The organism is Lysinibacillus sp. UGB7 (assembly GCF_049058285.1).
Classification (GTDB): domain Bacteria; phylum Bacillota; class Bacilli; order Bacillales_A; family Planococcaceae; genus Lysinibacillus; species Lysinibacillus sphaericus_B.
This window is the reverse complement of record NZ_JBMGUV010000040.1, coordinates 25087-45838: the sequence shown is the minus strand read 5'-3', so window position 1 is coordinate 45838 and position 20752 is coordinate 25087. Positions and strand designations below refer to the sequence as shown.

Annotated in this window: 21 protein-coding genes, 1 pseudogene and 1 riboswitch; of the genes and pseudogenes, 9 read left to right on the top strand and 13 right to left on the bottom strand. The window is 36.1% G+C overall.

Annotated elements, in window-relative coordinates:
- Nucleotides 1-386: 386 nt before the first annotated feature.
- Together ACOMCU_RS24300 and ACOMCU_RS24295 are read right to left on the bottom strand one after the other, a co-directional pair.
- A complete protein-coding gene (locus tag ACOMCU_RS24300; protein ID WP_421051682.1) occupies nucleotides 387-1202 on the bottom strand; it encodes a type II CAAX prenyl endopeptidase Rce1 family protein in 816 nt (271 codons plus the stop codon).
- A gap of 433 nt (nucleotides 1203-1635) precedes the next feature.
- Nucleotides 1636-1881: pseudogene (locus ACOMCU_RS24295) on the bottom strand (cytoplasmic protein); the annotation flags it as partial.
- Nucleotides 1882-2264: 383 nt separating this feature from the next.
- Here ACOMCU_RS24295 and ACOMCU_RS24290 point away from each other — a divergent pair.
- From ACOMCU_RS24290 to ACOMCU_RS24275, 4 genes are all read left to right on the top strand, one after another.
- Complete coding sequence (locus ACOMCU_RS24290; protein ID WP_421051681.1) at nucleotides 2265-2624, top strand: GntR family transcriptional regulator; 360 nt, start codon at nucleotides 2265-2267, stop codon at nucleotides 2622-2624.
- A gap of 4 nt (nucleotides 2625-2628) precedes the next feature.
- Nucleotides 2629-3492 (top strand): ABC transporter ATP-binding protein, encoded by an 864-nt coding sequence (locus ACOMCU_RS24285; protein ID WP_421051680.1) that lies wholly within the window; start codon nucleotides 2629-2631, stop codon nucleotides 3490-3492.
- Nucleotides 3489-4184, top strand: coding sequence for a hypothetical protein (locus tag ACOMCU_RS24280; protein WP_421051679.1), 696 nt, complete (start codon nucleotides 3489-3491; stop codon nucleotides 4182-4184). Before ACOMCU_RS24285 ends, ACOMCU_RS24280 begins: the two co-directional genes overlap by 4 nt.
- 98 nt (nucleotides 4185-4282) lie before the next feature.
- The gene (locus ACOMCU_RS24275; RefSeq protein WP_010858577.1) at nucleotides 4283-4990 is read left to right on the top strand and encodes a CPBP family intramembrane glutamic endopeptidase; all 708 of its coding nucleotides are present in this window, start codon (nucleotides 4283-4285) and stop codon (nucleotides 4988-4990) included.
- 93 nt (nucleotides 4991-5083) lie between these two features.
- Here the strand turns inward: ACOMCU_RS24275 and ACOMCU_RS24270 are convergent, their stop codons facing one another.
- Nucleotides 5084-6439, bottom strand: coding sequence for a YjiH family protein (locus ACOMCU_RS24270; protein WP_010858576.1), 1356 nt, complete (start codon nucleotides 6437-6439; stop codon nucleotides 5084-5086).
- 1004 nt (nucleotides 6440-7443) lie between these two features.
- On the opposite strand from ACOMCU_RS24270, the gene ACOMCU_RS24265 reads away from it, so the two are divergent.
- Nucleotides 7444-7770, top strand: a complete 327-nt coding sequence (locus tag ACOMCU_RS24265) for a CotD family spore coat protein (protein WP_010858575.1) — start codon at nucleotides 7444-7446, stop codon at nucleotides 7768-7770.
- A 639-nt stretch (nucleotides 7771-8409) separates the two neighbouring features.
- Here the strand turns inward: ACOMCU_RS24265 and ACOMCU_RS24260 are convergent.
- The 3 genes from ACOMCU_RS24260 to ACOMCU_RS24250 all read right to left on the bottom strand — a co-directional run bounded on the left by ACOMCU_RS24260 (nucleotide 8410) and on the right by ACOMCU_RS24250 (nucleotide 9994).
- Nucleotides 8410-8751: an aconitate hydratase gene (locus tag ACOMCU_RS24260; protein ID WP_421051678.1), complete on the bottom strand. Its 342-nt coding sequence runs from the start codon at nucleotides 8749-8751 to the stop codon at nucleotides 8410-8412.
- On the bottom strand, nucleotides 8748-8969 hold the full coding sequence (locus tag ACOMCU_RS24255) for a hypothetical protein (protein WP_010858572.1): 222 nt from the start codon (nucleotides 8967-8969) through the stop codon (nucleotides 8748-8750). Before ACOMCU_RS24255 ends, ACOMCU_RS24260 begins: the two co-directional genes overlap by 4 nt.
- A 395-nt stretch (nucleotides 8970-9364) precedes the next feature.
- Nucleotides 9365-9994: a CPBP family intramembrane glutamic endopeptidase gene (locus ACOMCU_RS24250; protein ID WP_010858571.1), complete on the bottom strand. Its 630-nt coding sequence runs from the start codon at nucleotides 9992-9994 to the stop codon at nucleotides 9365-9367.
- 173 nt (nucleotides 9995-10167) lie between these two features.
- On the opposite strand from ACOMCU_RS24250, the gene ACOMCU_RS24245 reads away from it, so the two are divergent.
- Nucleotides 10168-10614: a LytTR family DNA-binding domain-containing protein gene (locus tag ACOMCU_RS24245; protein WP_080647712.1), complete on the top strand. Its 447-nt coding sequence runs from the start codon at nucleotides 10168-10170 to the stop codon at nucleotides 10612-10614.
- A gap of 4 nt (nucleotides 10615-10618) precedes the next feature.
- Nucleotides 10619-11056, top strand: a complete 438-nt coding sequence (locus tag ACOMCU_RS24240; RefSeq protein ID WP_010858569.1) for a DUF3021 domain-containing protein — start codon at nucleotides 10619-10621, stop codon at nucleotides 11054-11056.
- 290 nt (nucleotides 11057-11346) lie between these two features.
- On the opposite strand, the gene ACOMCU_RS24235 is transcribed toward ACOMCU_RS24240, so the two are convergent.
- A complete protein-coding gene (locus ACOMCU_RS24235) occupies nucleotides 11347-11826 on the bottom strand; it encodes a hypothetical protein (RefSeq protein ID WP_421051677.1) in 480 nt (159 codons plus the stop codon).
- A gap of 367 nt (nucleotides 11827-12193) precedes the next feature.
- Between ACOMCU_RS24235 and ACOMCU_RS24230 the strand changes: the two genes are divergently transcribed.
- Complete coding sequence (locus ACOMCU_RS24230) at nucleotides 12194-13198, top strand: alpha/beta hydrolase (protein ID WP_010858567.1); 1005 nt, start codon at nucleotides 12194-12196, stop codon at nucleotides 13196-13198.
- Nucleotides 13199-13680: 482 nt separating this feature from the next.
- Here the strand turns inward: ACOMCU_RS24230 and glnA are convergent, their stop codons facing one another.
- The 3 genes from glnA to ACOMCU_RS24215 all read right to left on the bottom strand — a co-directional run bounded on the left by glnA (nucleotide 13681) and on the right by ACOMCU_RS24215 (nucleotide 16887).
- Nucleotides 13681-15015: a type I glutamate--ammonia ligase gene (gene glnA / locus ACOMCU_RS24225; protein ID WP_010858566.1), complete on the bottom strand. Its 1335-nt coding sequence runs from the start codon at nucleotides 15013-15015 to the stop codon at nucleotides 13681-13683.
- 100 nt (nucleotides 15016-15115) lie between these two features.
- Nucleotides 15116-15490 (bottom strand): MerR family transcriptional regulator, encoded by a 375-nt coding sequence (locus ACOMCU_RS24220; protein ID WP_010858565.1) that lies wholly within the window; start codon nucleotides 15488-15490, stop codon nucleotides 15116-15118.
- A gap of 146 nt (nucleotides 15491-15636) precedes the next feature.
- Nucleotides 15637-16887, bottom strand: coding sequence for an aminotransferase class I/II-fold pyridoxal phosphate-dependent enzyme (locus ACOMCU_RS24215; protein WP_010858564.1), 1251 nt, complete (start codon nucleotides 16885-16887; stop codon nucleotides 15637-15639).
- 382 nt (nucleotides 16888-17269) lie between these two features.
- Here ACOMCU_RS24215 and ACOMCU_RS24210 point away from each other — a divergent pair, with 382 nt between their 5' ends.
- The gene (locus ACOMCU_RS24210; RefSeq protein ID WP_010858563.1) at nucleotides 17270-17875 is read left to right on the top strand and encodes a trimeric intracellular cation channel family protein; all 606 of its coding nucleotides are present in this window, start codon (nucleotides 17270-17272) and stop codon (nucleotides 17873-17875) included.
- Between the two features lie 173 nt (nucleotides 17876-18048).
- Here ACOMCU_RS24210 and cobT read toward each other — a convergent pair whose 3' ends face one another.
- From cobT to hfq, 3 genes are all read right to left on the bottom strand, one after another.
- A complete protein-coding gene (gene cobT / locus ACOMCU_RS24205; protein WP_010858562.1) occupies nucleotides 18049-19104 on the bottom strand; it encodes a nicotinate-nucleotide--dimethylbenzimidazole phosphoribosyltransferase in 1056 nt (351 codons plus the stop codon).
- A 149-nt stretch (nucleotides 19105-19253) separates the two neighbouring features.
- A riboswitch (cobalamin riboswitch) is annotated at nucleotides 19254-19430 on the bottom strand.
- Nucleotides 19431-20116: 686 nt separating this feature from the next.
- Nucleotides 20117-20419, bottom strand: coding sequence for a rhodanese-like domain-containing protein (locus ACOMCU_RS24200; protein WP_421051676.1), 303 nt, complete (start codon nucleotides 20417-20419; stop codon nucleotides 20117-20119).
- Nucleotides 20420-20509: 90 nt separating this feature from the next.
- On the bottom strand, nucleotides 20510-20740 hold the full coding sequence (gene hfq / locus ACOMCU_RS24195) for an RNA chaperone Hfq (RefSeq protein WP_010858560.1): 231 nt from the start codon (nucleotides 20738-20740) through the stop codon (nucleotides 20510-20512).
- Nucleotides 20741-20752 lie beyond the last annotated feature (12 nt).

Genomic DNA, 20752 nt, shown 5'->3' with positions numbered 1-20752 from the left:
GTTCGTTTTATAAAAAAATAAGAGCTGTCTAAACAGCTCAATGATTTTCAAGTAAAGCTGTTGAAAATATTCTTCTGAGAATGTTTAAACTTGCTTTTCTTCCTCTAAAAGCAGATGGAAACTTGTTTTTTGACACAATTCCTACCATTCTTTAGTAAAATATTTCATTTTATTACCCTCGTCTCTCTAAGTAGATAATTTTTCATTAACCTGCTCTGTTCGTAAAAAAGCGATTGCTCTATTGAACAATCGCCCCCGTTAGCCATCCATGTCGCGTACAATCAACATTACACCACAGAAAATGAAAGATTATTACGTTCTTTCATGGGAGTTGAAGAAGAAAAGTAAAGTTATTCAACAATTGCGCCCGTTTGTTTAAGTTTCCCTTAGTTACCTAGTTCCACTTCAGGAGAAGAATACTTATATCCCAATTTACCCTTTGTAAAAATCAAAATTATCAAAGCGAAAAGACCTAATCCTAGACTAACGGATAAATCAGATTCTTTCAAAGCAGGGTTAGTAAGATAAGGTTGTGTAAAACCAAAAGTATTCAAACTAGCGTGAACCAACATAACAATAAACAAATTTCCTTGTTTGGAGTTGAACACCCAAGTTAAAATGATGGAAGCAGCTAAGCATAGCACAATAAAAATAGGTAAATCATAATAAAGAAGAGAAATGTTTGAACCTGGGCCACCTCTTTGTGCTGCGGTTAAAAAATGAGGTAAATGCCAAAGCGCCCAAAGAATTCCGAGCAATAGCGTTGCCTTTAATGATCCAAACTTAGATTGCATTCGAGGTAAAGCAAAACCTCGCCAACCAATTTCTTCTGGAAACGGACCACCAAAGAAGAAGACTACAACAAGATAAATAGGGTATGTTGCGTAAAATTGCGTTGTAAGCCCTTTAAAAGTTGGAATTCCTCCGTTTAATATTACAAATCCCAAATATATCACAGCAGGAATGACGATAAGTGCAAATAAGTACCATTTTAAACCCACTTTAAGCTTCCATATTCCTTTTACAAAAACTTTCCAAGCTCCTTTTCCTTCGAGAGTCCGAATCATAATATATGTAGCTAACATAGGACCAACGAAAGCATTAAGTACAAAAAAAACGTCAAAAATTTTAGTTTTGGGGATGATATTCCATTGAGATAAGATAAATGGAATTAATACAATCCACGAAAATAAATATGCCATAACAAAGAATGAAGTTAATGGATGGGATTTTAAAATTTCTTTTAGATTTCTTGATGTACTTTTTGATTCTGTTAAAAGTTTCAGTCAAACCACTCCCTCGATTATAAAAGACTTCGATAGGTATTAATATTGGTTTAAAATAAAGTTTGATCAATAACACCTCGTAAACCCACATTTTAGGTTAAATTAATTAATCCGTTTTGAAAAAGAATTGATTAAAACAGATTATTAATCCCCCTGTACATTAAACTTTGTTCATCAATCTGGCCCGATAGTTGAACATAAGTTAAACAACACTGTTTAACTAAACTGCCTCTTTAATCACAACAACCTCCATCTTTAAATATCTCCACAATATTAAGAGATGTTTAAAACAGCAAAAGTATTACCTCCTTGTTCAACTAAACTGCTTCTATAGTTGAACAAGAAGGGGTCAAGAATTACTTTTCGGTATGTACTTATTTTCTCCTGGTATCTCCTTCCAAGCAGCAATAGCATCTTCTCGCTTTTTCCCTTTGTTTTCAGGATCAGTAAAGTAATCTCGCGTAAATTGATTATATTCAAATTGGGAACTAATTGTTGTGATGTATGAAGGGTCTTTCTTACGACCCACTTCTTCATACCAGGCAGCAATTACTTCTTAATATGTCTTTCCTACATTTTCTTTAAAATAGTTTTGAATATGTGTGGAAAATTGAAATTTAGGAATTGGTGATTGTTCCCTCCAGCATGTACCGCGATTCCAATAGGTTGATTAAGTTGAAAGTCATTCGATAAAAAGGTTGTAAATTGCCCCCCACCGAAGCCGTTAAAGTGACGACGGAAATAACGCAGGAAAATTTATACAAAAGTTACCGACATTATTGTTTTAAACTTTTTTTAATCTAAAAACACCTTTTTATATTTACTTGAAAAAAATAAGTTGGAAACTTATCCACAGATTCCAACTTTATTTGTTCTGTACACAAGTGAATATTTTTCCATCAAATGGATTGACAAACATAACCTTACGTTATATGGTTAGTTACATAACTAACTAACCAATGGACTAGGAGGTGGATTGTGAGCTATTCGTTAAGCAATGAAAAGCCTATTTTCCAACAAATCCGTGAACGCATTGAGGATGCTATTCTCGATGAACTGTTACAGCCTGAAGATCGCATTCCATCAACAAATGAATTTGCGAAGGAATATCAAATCAACCCAGCTACAGCAGGAAAGGGTGTGAACGAATTAGTGGATAAGGGTGTTATTTATAAAAAACGTGGTGTCGGTATGTTTGTCAGTACTGATGCTCGAACGATATTAATTGCTGAGCGCAAAGAAAGTTTTTTTGCCCAGCATATTGAACCATTGAAAAAAGAAGCGACTAGATTGGGCATCTCGCCTGAAGAATTACAAAATATGTTACAAAGGGGATAATATAATGATTGAAGTGAGTAATGTAAGTAAATCGTATAAGCACAAACAGGCGCTAAAAAATGTCACGTTTACGATTGAAGGTCCGAAAATCATTGGTTTCTTGGGCCATAACGGTGCTGGAAAAACGACATTCTTAAATCTGTTAGCAGGACTGATTGCGACATCTAGCGGAAGTGTTTGCGTGAACGGAGAAAATGTCTTCAATGCACCAGCTATTTTACGAGACATTTGCTTTGTTGCAGAGAGTGGTAATTTTCAAGAAGAAATGACGATTGCTCAAAGCTTAAAGGCCAATAGCTACTTTTATCCAAAATGGGATGAAAATCTTGCTTTAGAGCTACTACAGGTGTTTGCGCTTAATCCGAAAGACAAAGTGAGAAGTCTTTCGAAAGGAATGGTATCTGCACTTGGAATTATTACAGGATTTGCCAGCAATGCCGCCATCACAATTTTTGATGAACCATATATCGGGCTAGATGTAGCCGGGCGTAATACATTTTATGATTTATTGATTGAACAGCAGACTGAAAATCCAAGATTATTTATCTTGTCAACGCATTTAATTGATGAAGCAAGTGAGTTGTTTGAGGAAATCCTTATACTTCACGAAGGACAATTACTACTTCAAAAAACAGCGAATGAATGGCGTCAGCATATTGTAGCTGTAAAAGGTAGCGCTCATGATGTCGAGCAGGCAACTGTTGGCTTGGAGGTTATTTACCAGCACTCCTTTATGCAAGAAATGACCGCCGTTGTCTATGCCAATGGCCGCACAATCGAAGGCGACAACATTACACGACAAAGTGTTTCTCTACAAGACATGTTGGTGTATTTAAGTAAACAGCAGAAAGCGAGGGCAATTGTATGAATACAGTAAAGGGTAGCTTTTATGTATTATTTCAAAGCTATAAAAAGAAAAATATTATTTTCTGGAGTATTTTATTTTCCATTGTCTTGCTGTCGTTTTTCTTAGATACCTTTTTTGGCAAATATATTTCCTTTGCCATCACGATTTCTATTCCTGTCTATATTTTTTATAGTACGATGAGCGCAAAAATATTAAATAGAACCATGCCCTATTTTTTAAAACTAGGCTTAAGTCGTATGCAGTATATGTGTAATGTTGGCCTCTTTTTCATCGTTTGCAGCATCTCAGGAGCCCTTATTATAGCTTGTACACATAAATTGATTACTTTCTTCTATAACTTGCTAGATGTTAAAGATATTATCATTATCCATCCAATTTTATTGTTTGATGGTTCCCCTTCCTTTTTACAAACAATCGTTTTAGACTCAGTGTTATTACTATTTTTCCTCATCTCTGGACTTTTATTGAATGTGGTCTTTTACCGTTTAGGCACACTAGGTGGCTATAGTTTTATTGGACTGCTTGCATTGATTCCGATTGTCATGGTGATTTTCGAATGGTACATCCCACTATATAACCTGCTATCAGAGGCTTCAGTTTATGTCCTATTAAGTAGTTTACTAGGTTTTAGTATTTTGCTCTATGCAGGTATTACATGCGCTATGCATAAGGCTTCGGCGATTCCGGCCTAAATCTAAAATAATAAAAACAGCCTATGGCCTGAATCCTTTGAGAATTAAAGCCATAACATATACAAATACCAAAATTAGCTTCGAAAGGACTCGACGTAATGACTAAAAAGATTGTCTTTAAGCTCATAGGTCTGGAGTTATTATTAATATTTTTCTATATTTTAAATGGTGCGTATGTATCCATTCAGCAACCTTCTAGTCCGTTATTACAGTTTGTCGTGCTCATACCATTGGCGCTAGGACTCCTAATATATATAGCAACGAAAAAAAAGTGGCGTAATTATTTCTTTACCCATATCAGCAAAGATAATATTTTCATATATAGTCCACTTATGCTCGTTTTATGTATTATTTTCATCGGTACGAAGGGATTAAATTTCGATTCATTAAGCAACTTACTATTAATGTTTATCATGCAAATGTTTGTCGTTGCATTTATTGAAGAAACGGTTTTTAGAGGGATAATGCTTCGAATATTGTTAGCTAAAGGTACTACTGCCGCTGTTTGGATTTCAAGCATTCTTTTTGGGGTAACACATTCCTTACAGTTAATTGGCGGTCAATCGGTTGAGGATACCATTGTACAAATTATCTATGCCTTACTTGTAGGTCTTGTTCTTTCTTTATTAATACTAGACGGTCAGTCGATTATTATGACGATGCTATTTCATGGCTTCAATAATTTTTTCAACTTCATGGGCAATGAAGAAAGTTCGATGTACACAGCATATGTTATTATTTTGGTACTGGTTGTATATATGTTGTTCCTATGGAAACGAGTAAAGAAAAAATTAGCTGTCCAATAACAAAGTAGGAGGAAAAAGGACTCGGCGTTACTATTCATGAAACCAAAACAGCAATTGTTTACATTAGTAAGATGCAAACAATTGCTGTTTTGATTAGAAGAGTATATGTGCAACTAATGCTGCAATTGGTAATGAAATAATCGTACGTAATAAAAATATAACAACTAAATCAAAAAATTTCAGTGGAATTTTTGTACCTAAAATAAGCCCACCTACTTCGGACATATAGATTAACTGTGAAACAGAAACAACAGCAATTACAAAGCGTGTCGTTTCAGCTTCAATACCTGCACCCAAAATGGAAGGCAGGAACATATCGGCAAAGCCAACAACCATTGTTTGTGCTGCCTCAGACGCTTCTGGTAAGCCGAGCACTTTTAAAATAGGTTCGAATGGCATTCCTAACACTGTAAAGATATTAGTGAATTCAGCAAGCATTAAAGCAGTCGTACCAAATGCCATAACAATTGGTGCTACGCCAATCCATAAATCCAAGACATTTCTAAACCCATCTTTTAAAAATTGGCGAGGATCACGATTTGCATGTGCGACTGTTAAAGCATTTTCCAAACCATGTGTCACTGAATTATAACCTGCAGGTAACTGTTCTCGTGATAAATCTACTGGGGTACCATCAATATAAGTGTCTTCCTTGTTGGCAAGCGGATAAATTCGAGGCATTATGATAGCCAGCACAATCCCACAAAGTACAACTGTTAAATAATAGGGGATAAAATAGCGCTCCAAGTGAACTGTTTCTAACACGACGATACAGAAAGTAATGGACACAACAGAGAAGCTTGTAGCAATAATAGCAGACTCTTTTTTCGTGTAGTTCCCCATCTCATATTGTTTACTCGTCATTAAAACACCAATTGTCCCATCACCAACCCACGAAGTAAGAGCGTCAACGGATGAGCGTCCAGGGCTTTTAAAAAGTGGACGCATGATTCTCACCATCATTGTTCCGAAAAACTCAAGCAAGCCGAAATTAGTTAAAAATGGTAATAACAATCCTGCAAATAAGAAAATTGTAAATAAAAATGTTACTAAACCACCATTAGGATCCATTAATAATCCACCAGTATTTTCATTGATAATAGCAGCTGGTCCGAACTTAAATACAACCATTGATGCAAAGGCTAAACCGATAAGACGTATGATTGTCCAAAACCAATTTACATAAAATAATGTATCTAAAATACTAGGTTCCTTGGTATTTTTCCGAGGAATAAATTTAGCAATAAGTGAGCCAATAGCCGAAATAGCAAACATCAATAAAGTAAAATAGCTAATGATCGGTGCCACAATACCTGCTAGTAAATTTGCTAAAATAGCAATCGGTACTTTCCACCCTGCATCTGTTAAGACTGGTGTCATGAATAACAGGACACCAATAAGAGATGGAATAATGAAATAAAAGTAGGTAGAAGTAGGATATTTTTTCATATTTTTTTAACCTCATTTCTCTATTTTTAATTGAAGTTCTATACATGCTTGCTAGTTATGTAGTATTAAACCGCTAAGATATGTATATCATTTTTCATCTGAATGAATATGGGCAAATAAAAAACATTCCTCTAAAAAGTAATCAAGGAATGCCAAGCGCTACTTTTTTTATCATTTAACATTCGCATTCATAATTTCTCTACATTAGTGCCGACTTCAACTTGATGCTCTATGCAATGCATCAAGCCCTTCAATATTGTTAGAATCTTGTCATCCATTGAGAGGATTTATATAGTGTAAAGTGCTTATTTAGATTTGTAACATAAATTTTTGTGTTAAAAGTAATTAACTATTTGTCACACAAGAAAATTTTTCAAACACTTAACCCCCCCATATATTCTTCTTATTTCAAAATTTCCTCGTATCATACCCCGAGATGGATAACGCTCAGTGTGCACTAATGGAGATACTGTTTTCGCTCATAATATCACAAGTTATAAAGACATTGAAGTATTCGAAGTAATCTAAAACAATACTCTATTTATTCATAATTTTATAACGTTTCTGTATTATCAAACTATTATAATTCCTACAATGCTTTTGGTTCAACCTAGCAAAAAAGTGAATTTTTATGCAATTGAAATAATTGCAACCATTTCACTATAAGGTCATTTGTCAATACCCGCCTTGCCTCGTGTTATGGTCTTCCTCTCATATTAACCGCGCCCTTTTAAGAATGAAAAATATTAAACTTCTTAGCAAGTCACATTGTCTATTGACATAATAAAACATCCTCCCAACTCACAAAAGGAAGCCTCCTGAAGGTTTTTTTAGTTTGTATACCTCCTTCCTTTTTCTAATGGGTAGGGCACATCACGTATCACTCCTATTGTTATTGCCTAGGAGATTTAACCAGCGCTTAATAGGCATACAAATAGACCATTTAGTCATACATCTCATATGTTAATTATGAACGACAACTTATCAAAACAGGAGGTTTTAACATGTTTAATCGCAATCGCCGTCATGGTAAAGGTCCACATTGCTGTCCGCCACAAACAATGCCTACACAATTTGATCCACCACAATTTTTACCAGCTGAACAATATGTTCGCACTAACTTTATCCATACTGTCGTACCACACGTTCAACCAGCACATATCACAACTGTTAACAAACATATCTTCGATCATCAATACTATTTCCCTTGTACAGAATCCGTAGTAAATGAATGCTGTGAAAATCATACACTCTGTGAAATGCCACCTAACCCTTGTCATATGCAACACCACCACCATATGCCACATCATCATAAACGTATGCGCTATTAATAAAGAAAGCGATGGGCTTATTTTGCTCATCGCTTTTGTACTATTGTAGAAATCGCATGATCTAGCGATATGGCCTATCAAATCTTATACCATAAGAAAACCGAGCACCTCTAATTGGCACTCGGTAAAATTTTTTAGTACATTTTTAAATATTGGTCGCGTTCCCATTGGTGTACTGTTGTGCGGTTTCTGTACCTATTTAATAAGAAGAAACTCTACACATCGTAAATGTTGATTTAACAGTATTTCTTCGACTTTACCCCATTTAAAAGCATTTAGTTTTATTTGTTCTTGTGGACATTTTGTGGGCAAAAAATAATGAGTCTTGTGGACTAAAAATTTAAAAGTTGAAATGTATACATTTGCATATTTCTGCACTGTCCCTCAACTTATTCCTCCATTTTGCTACTAAAGGCATAAGCCAATTCGTTTAGCCAGTGTTTCCCACCATAAACGATAAATGTATCTCATTTTCTTCTCTATAAACTTCGTGAACTGATACATTTTCTGTTCTCGGGCTATTTGATATACGTATTGCTTTCAAGTTCATCTTTAATGACCTCAGTAGGAATTACAAGGTGAATAACAAAAAAAGACCAGGTACTCACTTAAAAATTAGCGCCTGGTTATTTGTTTTTGTCATTTATTTTGGTGACTTAATAGTAATTTTTCCACCTGCTTTTTCAGGGCTTGATTAGCATACGTCAACACTAGGTCTTCACCAGCTGTGGCAACGGTCAAATCACTAAAGTATTCACACTTCTTTTCCCACTTCACGACTCTAATTTTATCTTTGGCCAACAATCTCTTAGCGTTGTAACATTCTTGCGATATGTCGTCTAAAAGCTTATCAAGTATCGGTAAATAGACTTTGCTCATTTTAAGGTTTTCTATCACCTTGTAGTCACGCTGTAATGATTGAACGGCCATATCATAAACCACAAATTTATGAAGTAGTCGCCTTTGCTCGAAACTTATCATACCACCGAACGCTCCTTGTTGATGATTGGAACAACTGCCAACACACTATCTATCATAAATGTACGCTTGGCTTGCCTTGTAAAACAATATGCCTGAAACGAATTACCAACAATTTTAATAATCTTGATACGCCTTTTTGACACTTTGCCATCTTTGGCCATGTACATCATACTCAAGAATTGGTTACGCTGCATTGCTATAATCAGTTGTTCTTTCATCATTCCCCACTCCTCGATACAGAACATTTGTTTTTATTATTTTAGAACAAACGTTTGCGTTTTAGCAAGTTAAAAATAATGGAAATATAAAAAGGACCAGGTACTCAAAAGGTCCATGTGTAAAGTGATAATAAAGTTATTTAATTTTGATAGGAAAATATAAGAGCCTTGCTACATTTGATTGTAATAAGGCTCTTAAAAGTTGTTTATTTTTATACATTTAAATGTGTTTGTACGAAAAAAATCAATAATAAAGTTGTTTAATTCTTGTTCAACTAAAGCACCCCGCTAGTTTAAGATCCGATCTCTTTTAACATTGGTGGTAAATTAAATAGCCTTTTCCCATAAAGTTATTAATATCGAGAGGGGAAATTACACAACATTCCTCTCAATTATTACCATGAATTTTTATTTAGCTGCCATTTCCCTGAAATGGCAGCTAGCATCAACCATGGCTCTATTACCATATTTATTAGAATATGGGCTACGATTGGTGCAAAGGTGCTCCTTCCGGTATAAATATAGAGCATCGCAAGTAGACAACCTAAGATTGTCGTTGAAAGAATTGCTGGAAGCGCAATTTTCATCTCTCCTCGCAATAACACCCATGCGCCATGAGCAATTCCAAACGCAATTCCTGAGATTAATACTTGTGAAAGATTTGAAAATCCAATAGATAATACATACTCCATGAGCAAATGTCTAAATACGACTTCTTCTACTATTCCACTTACAATAGCAACCCATATACCAATCAATTTAAGCCAAGAAAATGTGAACAAATTGCTTTTTACTAAAGGTATTGCAAACATTGTATAGGAAATATACCCGATTACGATGAATGCAGTGAAAAACCACATAGGTAAGTTCAGGTACATTTCCGGTGAATAGCCCAATCCATTCTCAATAAACTTTTTAGGATTAGTTACATACCAAAAAATAACACTTAATGAAAGCATACTTGATATGCTTGCTAATATCCATCCTGCCTTTCTTCGCTCTTTTAGCGTTGTGATCTCGTTCATATTAACTGCCCCCTTGTATTAAATTAATGTTTCTAAGGCCTAATATAACGACATCAAAGTTTAGCAACAATACGTTACATGTAACATGTCTTTATTGAAAGGTGAAATGCTTTTTATGGATGACAACCTGCATTATTCGATTTGTAATTTATGGTATATTTTATAGAGAGGTGATGGAGTTGAAGATAGACATAAAAATTGATTCACAAATTGATGAACCCTACATAACAATCTGCGTTTCTAAATTAACGCCAACTATACAGGCTGCAATCTCACTCTTACAACAAGAAGAACAACAAATTTTAACAGGGGCCGCTAACAATAAAGTACATATTATCGAGCCTAATTCTGTTATTGCTATTAGGACGGAAGGCAAAGATTTAGTACTATATAGCGACGATGGTAATCGTGTACTTATGAATAAACCTTTGTACGAGTTAGAGCAGCAACTAGGGGAAGGTTTTATTCGGATTTCTAAATCTGCCATCATTAATCCTAGAAAAATCAGAAATATTGAAGCTTCCTTTAATGGCACAATGGAAATCGAGCTTACTTTAGGAATAAAAGAAGTCATTTCACGCAATTATAAAAAATCATTTAAAGAGCGCTTGGGGGTATAAATACATGAACTTTTTCAAGAATTTATGGTTCGGAATAAGTATGGGCTGTACAGTTTTTGTTTTTGTAAATCTTATTGGATATTGGTTGAAAGGGGATTTGTTTTTAGAAGCTGTTATATCTAATTTTCCACAACAAGTTTTCGGATCAGTTACTGTTGGCATTGCCTGTATACTACCTTCATACATCTATAGAACAGAACGTTTAACATTTTTACAACAAAGTGCTTGTCATTTTTTTATCGCTATAGGGACCTTTATAGCTGTCGCCTTTTCTTTAAAATGGCTTCCAACATTTTCGATAAAACTAACGATTCTATTGTTGCTATTTAATGTATTAATTTTTGCACTAGTTTGGCTGTTATTTTATTTTTATAGTCAATCGGAAGTGAAAAAAATGAAGCAGAAAATCATTGTACATACAGACAGTAGTAATATTCAATAGATTTCTTTGATAGAAATTAATTATTTAAAGAGGCTAGTCAACAAAATAAGCCTCTTTTGTATTTAAACCTTCCTTTTCAGATATTTTCATTTTGTTTTCAAACGACTTAAATTAAACAGCCTCCATCTTTATCCCCTACTAATTGTTCTTCATTTACAACTATAACTGTATGAGCCGAAGATTATTCAACTAAACTGCACAGTTAGTTCAATAAAAATTAAACAACTTTATTGTAAATTAAACAACTTTATTATCTCTTAACACCATGGTCACTTCTTATATTGTGTTTTCTATTTAATCTTGTTTAAGGCATGACCCATTTCATTTAGCCAGTGTTTCCCACCATACACAACAAATGTTGTATTATTTTCTTCTCTATCAAAAATATGAACTCTTTGTGTAATAAGAAGATTTAAACCGAGTTCAGTTCGATCTACTCTGCCTAAACTTAATTCCCAACATAAATTAGGATTTATATTAAGAGCATGGGCACAAAAAATTATTCGTTGATTTGTTAATAATAGCCGACCACCATCAGAACGAGTTGCACTGTAATACATGTTTGCAACACCTGAGCGTAAAGGGAATTCATTTTCATTCATTTCAATTTCATGGAAGAAGATTTTTTTATATGTAGGGTTGAAAACGTCTAAATCATAAGTGATTTGCTTTGCTTGTGATGTAATAATATAACTACCACAGTATTCACAAATATTTTCCTTTGGATTGAATGCTGCAGCACAGTTGGGACAATTTAAAGCTTTGACCATCACTTCATCGCTCCTAATAGTGTTTTTAAACGGTATACTTTGAATTACTAAATATACCAATAATTCAAAAGAAAAAAAGCCCAGGTTCAAATTTAGGCATTTCATAATTCTTTAACTGTAATTTTATTAATATTTTTCAGCTTTATTAGTTTAAAGAATGCTTCTCTAATCATTTGTTTTGTCATTTTCGAACGTCTATTGCCATAAGTATTTGTCATAAATGAACTCATTTAAGACACTATTGATATTAGTGTTGAGATAATAACACATCGAAATGATTTGATTGTTGTCTTCCGATTTTGAATTAATATAATAAATCAGCATCAATAACTCAACGTAGTGTTGAAATAAAAGGAGTATAAAAATTATGAAAAAATTTTTAAAAATTTTCAAATGGATGGTAATTATAATGACAGCAAGCATATTATTGATTATTGCCGTTAACCATTTTAATCCAGCCCCATTTTTAAAAGTGACAGGAAGTTTTCTAGGTGCTGAATACAGTTATGATGAGAGTGTTGAACAAACAGAAGAGGTATTAAGTGATAATACAAAAGTATATAGAAATGTTATCTATGCAAGTAATTATCCTAATAATTATTTAGATATTTTTGTACCAGAAGGAAATACAACAACTACAAGACCAGTACTTTTTAATATACATGGTGGCGGATTTGCATGGGGTGATAAAGTAGATGATGAAGAATTTGTTCAACACTTTGTTGATGAAGGATACATTGTAGTCTCAATGAATTATGCTTTATCTCCTGATAATTTATATCCTGTTCCAATTATTCAAGCAACAGAAGCCCTAGGTTATGTTGCTGAAAATGCAGAACAATATGGTATCGATAAAAATAACTTTGTGGTTTCTGGTGGTTCAGCTGGTGGACAATTAGCAGGCCAATTAACTATTATTCAAACTAATAATGAATATGCAGAAAAATATGGGTTTAAGGTAACAAAGGATATAACACTAAAAGGAGTTATTTTAAATTGTGCCTTATTAGATATAACTCGTGTCGATAATACAGGTTTCACATTTACAAACTGGCTTTTCAACGGTATGGTTAGAGCTTATTTTGGTTCAAATGAATTTGAAAGTCAATCCGAGGTAGCTGAAGCCAATGTTATTGAAAATGCAAATGTGGATTTTCCAAGTACTTATTTAACTGACGGAACAGTTGCAACCTTCACTGATCAAGCATTAGATTTCAAAGAAAAATTATCATCTTTAGGAATAGATGTAACAATATATATTACTCCTGAAGAATCGAATCAAGCACATGGTTATAATGGTAATTTTTCAACAGAGGAAGCACAATACAATATAGCTCAAGAGTTAAACTTTATGAAGAAAGTTACTCAGTAATAAAATAAATAACAACCATACAGATTTAGGGGGAACTTCTAGTGCTGTCCAATTATCTACCATTTGATGGGGAATAATATTGTTTATCCAATGACAAAACAAAATAAAATTTCATCATGAAATACCAATGGAAACCATCATGACATATACATAGACTATCACTCACATTATAAGATTCCCTCTTTAGCCATCTTTCTGAAAAGTGATGGCTCTTTTATAAAAAATCATGTGAGCATGTAACGCCTAAATGGGATATAAAATCGATTTCAGTAAGATTAGGGCATGAATCCATTGTTACCACGATGAATACTTATGCACATATATCGCATAATATTGCAAAGCAATCAATAGACAGTTTTGATGAATATATGGAGCGTCAGAAATAAAAAATATATTTTGTGGACAATTTGTGGGCAAATAAAATGGGCTTGTGGGCATAAAAATAAAGAAGCGTTGGAGCCTTACAGCCCCAACGCTTTTAATTAGTACATTTTCAAATATTGATCGCGTTCCCATTGGTGTACGGTTGTGCGGTACATGTCAAACTCGATTTCTTTTGCTTCTTTGAAGTTGGCATAGATATGCTCACCTAGCGCTTCTTGAGCAATTTTGTCTTTAGCAAGTAATGCTAAAGCATCGTCAAGTGCTGGTGGTAGATTTTCAATACCGTTTGCCTTACGCTCTTCTTCACTCATTACATAGATATTACGGTTAATCGCAGCTGGTGGCGTTAATTGTTTGCGAATGCCTTCAAGGCCCGCTTCTAAAATAACAGCCATTGCTAAATATGGGTTTGCTGCTGGGTCCACTGAACGTACCTCTACTCGAGTTGATAGACCACGTGCAGATGGAATACGGATAAGTGGTGAACGGTTTTGTGCTGACCATGCTACATAACATGGCGCTTCATAACCAGGTACAAGTCGTTTATAAGAGTTAACTGTTGGGTTTGTTACTGCTGTGAAACCTTGAACATGGCCAAGAACTCCTGCCATGAATTGCATAGCAGTTTCAGAAAGACCTAGTTCTGTCGATTCATCGAAGAATGCATTTTCTTTCCCTTTAAATAAAGATACGTTGAAATGCATACCAGAGCCTGCTTCACCAAATAATGGTTTTGGCATGAATGTAGCGTGTAGGCCATGTTTGCGTGCAATTGTTTTAACAACTAATTTGAATGTTTGGATGTTGTCACAAGCAGTAATTGCATCAGCATATTTAAAGTCAATTTCGTGTTGGCCAGGTGCTACCTCATGGTGAGACGCTTCGATTTCAAAGCCCATTTCCTCAAGCTCTAATACGATGTCACGACGGCAGTTTTCACCTAAATCAGTTGGTGCTAAGTCGAAGTAACCACCGTGGTCATTCACTTCTAATGTCGGTTCGCCTTTTGCATCTAACTTGAATAAGAAGAATTCAGGCTCAGGTCCTAAGTTGAAGCTTGTGAAGCCCATGTCTTCCATTTTTTTCAGGATACGTTTTAAGTTGTTACGTGGGTCACCAGCAAATGGTTCGCCTTTTGCAGTGTACACGTCACAGATGAAACGTGCTACTTTCCCTTTTTCAGAAGTCCAAGGGAACACTACGAAAGAATCTAAATCAGGGTGTAAGTACATATCTGATTCTTCGATACGTACGAAGCCTTCAATGGATGAGCCATCGAACATCATTTTGTTTTCTAGTGCTTTGTCTAGTTGGCTTACAGGAATTTCAACGTTTTTGATTGTGCCAAGAATATCCGTAAATTGCAAACGAATAAAGCTTACATTTTTTTCCTCGATTAGACGCTTAATGTCCTCTTTTGTGTATTTACCCACAGTTTTCCACACTCCTATAAATTGTCTAGCTTATATTATTACTCTACCCTATTAATGAAACAACAAACTGTCCGCTTAAAAAATGGACCCCTGCTCAATTTTAATAGAATCGAGATAAATCCCCACGTCTGATGGATGATTTTTGCATGCGCTGTGCTTGGCGCATTTCTTCACGCATAATACGACGTAATTCTGTGTCGCTTAAGTTTGGTTCTTCTGTTGCAACAGAATCAAGCTTTTTAGCAAATAATTTTTTTATCTTCGCCATATTCATGCCCTGCTCCAAGTAATCTTTAATTTCTAGCAGTATGTCGACATCATTTAATGAAAACATACGACGATTGCCTTCTGTTCGGTGTGGCTCTATTAAATGGTGTTCTTCATAGTAACGAATTTGGCGTGCCGAAAGCTCGGTCAATTGCATCACGATACTCATGGATAATAACGGCATAGTTCGTCTAATTTCACGACTCATTTAAGTCCCCTCCAATACCCGCTAATCATATAACGAAAAATTTTCACTGTCAATAAAGATGTAAGGTTTCCTAACATGGTTTTTCAGATTTTTTTAAACGTGCTGAAAAATTGTAAAAAATGGTACCTAATTGACTAGTTGTGTCCCTATTTTGAGATGGATTGCACTGCGCTACAAATGGCAAATTTCACATGCTCGTACGTTAATCCACCCTGAATAAACGCTGTATAAGGTGGACGAATTGGACCATCCGCAGTTAGCTCAATACTCGAACCTTGAATAAATGTTCCCGCCGCCATAATGACATCATCCTCATACCCAGGCATATACGCTGGTTCTGGAGCGTAATGCGCATTAATTGGGGAATTCGCTTGAATCTCTCGACAAAAAGCAATCATTTGCTGCGCAGTTTGGAAAGATACCGATTGAATTAAATCTGTACGTACAGCATCATAACTAGGTGATGTCGTCATGCCCGCCTCTTCCAGCATTCCTGCTGTAAAAATTGCCCCTTTTAATGCTTGAGAAACTACGTGAGGGGCAAGGAAAAAGCCTTGATAGAAATCACCTAACGTATTCAATGTTGCACCGGCTTCAGCGCCAATACCCGGTGATGTCATACGATAAGCGCATTTTTCTACTAAATCGGCACGACCAGCAATATAACCACCGATTTTGGCTAAGCCACCACCTGGATTTTTAATAAGCGAGCCTGCCATTAGATCCGCACCGACCTCTGTCGGCTCTTGTGCCTCGACAAATTCACCATAGCAATTATCCACAAATATAACCACATCTGGTGCAAGTTGACGCACCTTAGCACACATTTCTGCAATTTGTGAAATCGTAAACGATGGACGTGTTGCATAACCCTTGGAACGCTGAATAGCAATCATTTTTGTGTGCGGTGTAATGGCTGTTGCCACACCTTCCCAATCAATCGTTTGGTTGTCGATTAAATCTACATGGCGATAGCCTATTTTATAATCCTTCAGTGATCCTGTATCCTTCTCGCCACCATCAACAATGGATTGCAATGTATCATATGGTTGACCCGAAATATACAGCAACTCATCACCAGGACGTAATACACCGAATAAACTAAGCGTAATGGCATGCGTACCTGAAATAATTTGCGGGCGCACAATGGCCGCTTCTGCACCAAACACCTCTGCATAAACGCGTTCAAGATTGTCACGACCTTCATCGTCATAACCATAACCGTTAGATGGGTGCAGATGATAATCGCTTACCTGATGCTTTCTGAATGCCGCAAGCACCTTTTGTTGATTGAAAAATGCCATTTCCTCAACCATCGCATGATACGGACGCACCTTTTCCTCTATTTTTGCCGCGAAAGCTAGCGTTTGTTGTGTTAAATTGCTTGTAAAAGTCATTGTCTTCGTCTCCGTTTCACATTTGTCCTCCGTAAACAATCCATAACTCGTTCAACGCTCATTGAAAAGTAAAAAAATAAGTTAGATGAACGATGTACCGACCGTCAACACTAAATCAGTTTAACTAGTAATCAGCAGGAAGAATCCTCCGCTCATTGGAGTACCGCTTAATCTCAGTCCTATCTTAACAATTTGTAAGCCTACCTGCAAAACTTGCCTATTGTTTCTAAAGGCAAGATGCGCTAAGCTAATGTGCGAACTTGTTTCATAAAAAGTGTTTAACTACTGAATTTGGCTGCAAAATTCATAGATTCTGTAGCATTTGACAGGAGTCTTTACCTTTATTGCTAAAGTTTATTATATGTTAGAAGGGGTGAAAGGGATGGCTTGGGAGGTTTTTAGTATCATTGGGACAATTGCCTTCGCTATTTCCGGGGCAATAATTGCGATGGAGGAAGAATACGATTTATTCGGCGTCTATATACTTGGTATTGTTACAGCATTTGGTGGGGGTGCCATTCGAAATTTACTTATTGGCTTGCCTGTGACAACACTGTGGGGACAGGATATGATGTTTCAAATTGCCTTAGCGGCGATTACAATATTTTTCATATTTCCGCACCATCTTATTCAGCATTGGCATCGCTGGGGCAACTTCACAGATGCCATCGGCTTGTCGGCATTTGCGATTCAAGGCGCACTATATGCTGTCAAACTCGACATGCCCATTAGTGCAGTCATCGTTGCCGCTGTGTTAACCGGTTCAGGTGGTGGGATTGTTCGTGATATGTTAGCTAGACGTAAGCCACTCGTACTTCGCGATGAAATCTACGGGGTATGGGCAGCACTTGCGGGACTTATTATTGGACTCGAATTATTATCGGGGGATATCTTTTTATATGTATTATTTGGTGTGATTACCGTTTTACGTATTCTTTCTTATATGAAGAAATGGCGCTTGCCTTTGCGGAAGTTGAATCGGGCATAGTCAAGCTTCTTTCTCATTAAATAACAACAAGCCCAAAAAGTTGTGACTATTATTTGGGCTTGTTTTCCTATACTTTCTTAAAAACACAACGTATAACATAAGCTCTATGCTTGTTGAAAATGGGACTACTCTTACAAGCACTTGCTGTATCTCTTTCTTTTGAAAAACTAAAATTACTTTTCTAACAGCATCATAGATTCCTCTAATGTAGCCATGTTTTTCATCATGGAGCAAGCTGCATCCAAAATAGGTAACGCCAATGCTGCACCTGAGCCTTCTCCCAAGCGCATATTCATATGTAGCATCGGTTCAACTCCAAGCAATTCGGCTGCAATTTTTGCCCCTGGTTCTTCGGAGGTATGAGAAGGGATGATATAGTCTTTTACTTTTGGTTCAAGTTCGTAGGCAATCAGGGCAGCAATAGTAGAAATAAAGCCATCAATGACCACAGGTATACGATTTGCAGCGGCTGCAAGGACGACGCCAGCCATTGCGCCTATTTCTAAACCACCAACTTTTGCAAGAATATCAATAACATCATTGCGATTTGGTTTGTTTAAGGCGATGGCATTTTGAATGACCGCTATTTTATGCTCAATCCCACCTGCTCCAACGCCTGCACCGAAACCTGTCACTTCAAGCGGATTACACGCATGCAGAACCGATAAGATTGCAGCACTCGGTGTTGTATTACCAATTCCCATTTCACCTGTCCCGAGTAGATTTGCTCCACTTCTTATTTCCCCCGTAGCTACTTCAATTCCTACTTCAATAGATTGAATGGCTTGTTCCCTTGTCATGGCAGGGCCTTTTGCCATATTATCCGTCCCATATTTAATTTTTTTCATGATGACACCCGCATCAAGTGGGATATCTTCTTTTACGCCAACGTCTACTGTGACAATTTTTGCATTTGTAATTTTTGCGATAGCACAAACACCTGTTAAGCCTTTAGGAAAATTTAATGTTTGAAAGACCGTCACATTTTGTGGGTTTGACGTCACCCCCTCATCACAAACGCCGTGATCTGCCGCACAGACAATAATGGCTTTATTATCAATCTGTGGCAATAAATTTCCCGTAATACCTGATAGCTGCACAGCAAGAGACTCCAGTTTACCTAAGCTCCCAGGTGGCTTGCTAAGGGCATCTATTCGTTCTCTCGCTGTCCACATCATCTTGTTGTCAACATGTTGAATGTTTTGAATCGTTTGTTGTAATAATTGCATGAAAATTTCCCCTTTCCTGTTTGCCCTATTACTAAGTGGAATAACAAGCAGGTTTACATTTATATCCCCTTGTTTGAATAAAGAAAAAAACAAAAAGCCTGTAGTTTATTCATAACAAATAAACTACAGACTTTTCCATCGTCTATATAATAATCCGAAGTCAATTAGGCAGGTCTCCTGGCTCAAGTTCAACATTTCATAGAACCTTCCCAGACCATGCTAGTGGTATTCTCTATGAAACTCCCTTTTACAGTGGTGGGACCGCTAAAGTTTTTCACTTTATTCCCTATTCTCCCGCAATGGGCACCTAATACTTGTATGCAACTACTTTAAATCTACGACAAAGTAGTTTTTGTGTCAATTATTTAAATGTTTGCTAGATGAATCAATGTCATCATTCACTTTCATATCAATAAAGGCGAATATTATGAAAGAAAATAAAGTAATTGTTCCTATCACATAGGTATATTCCGCTACAGGCGGACACTTTCCGCGGGCAAGCACCGAGCCGCTTCCTTCGTTACGCTCAGTCTAGGGTCTCGGTTTGCTTGCTTTTTCCCGCTGGAGTCGCCGCCTTACGCTCCTACCAAAATGTTCGTGTTTCTTTTTATGAAAACTATTTACGAAATTAATTCAAATGATAGTCATAAAAAATTTAGTCAATTGAACGAACGTGAGAACGTATCCGACATAAGTAAAATTGATACAATCGAGAATTCAAATAATGAAGTGGACCCCATCGTGATGTTACTTTTTACTTTATAAAATGGACTATGAATCCACTGTTGGGTATCTGCTTAGTGTGCGTGTGGCGCTCTTTTGGGATGAATGGTGCTACTACACATTTTTTAGCGTGATACATCCTACTTTACTTTTATTACCTTCTCAGGGGAGGTCGAACATAAGATTAGTATCTCTAAAAATTGAAGAAAATAATACTTTAGATTTCCACCGACTAATTTGTATAAGATAAACACAAAACCCTCGCTTAAACGAGGGTTCCAATCAACACTTATTTAAATTCTAACTCACCATCATAAGCAAGCATGCCACCCTCAAGGTTTGTTACGTTAAAGCCTCGATCTTCTAGAAATGCGCAGGCATTTGCAGATCTTGCGCCAGCTTTACAAACCAAGATATAGGGCTTTGATGCATCTAATTCATTTAGACGATCTTGAATTGTGCCAAGTGCGATATGCTGTGCGCCTGGGATCATACCTTGTGCGACTTCATCTTCTTCGCGAACATCGATAATGTATAAATCTTCGTTTGCATCCAGTAATTCTAATATTTCTGTTGTTTCCATTGTTTTCATGTGTATAATCCTCCAATATGTCAAACTTGTTATATTATAGCGTGAACAAAAAAAAACAGCTAGTGTCACACACTAACTGTTCAAATACCCTTATTCCTCTGTCTCTGAAAAATCTACTTGCTTTGCTGGAACGAATGTAGAAATCGCGTGCTTGTAAATAAGATGCTGTTTGTTGTCAGCATCCACTAATAACACAGTAAAATTATCATAGGATTTCACAGTTCCTTTTAACTGGAACCCATTTAAAAGAAACACAGTTACAAAAACACTGTTTTTACGTAGATGGTTTAAGAACGTATCTTGCAAATTAATTGATTTCATGAAATGCGCCTC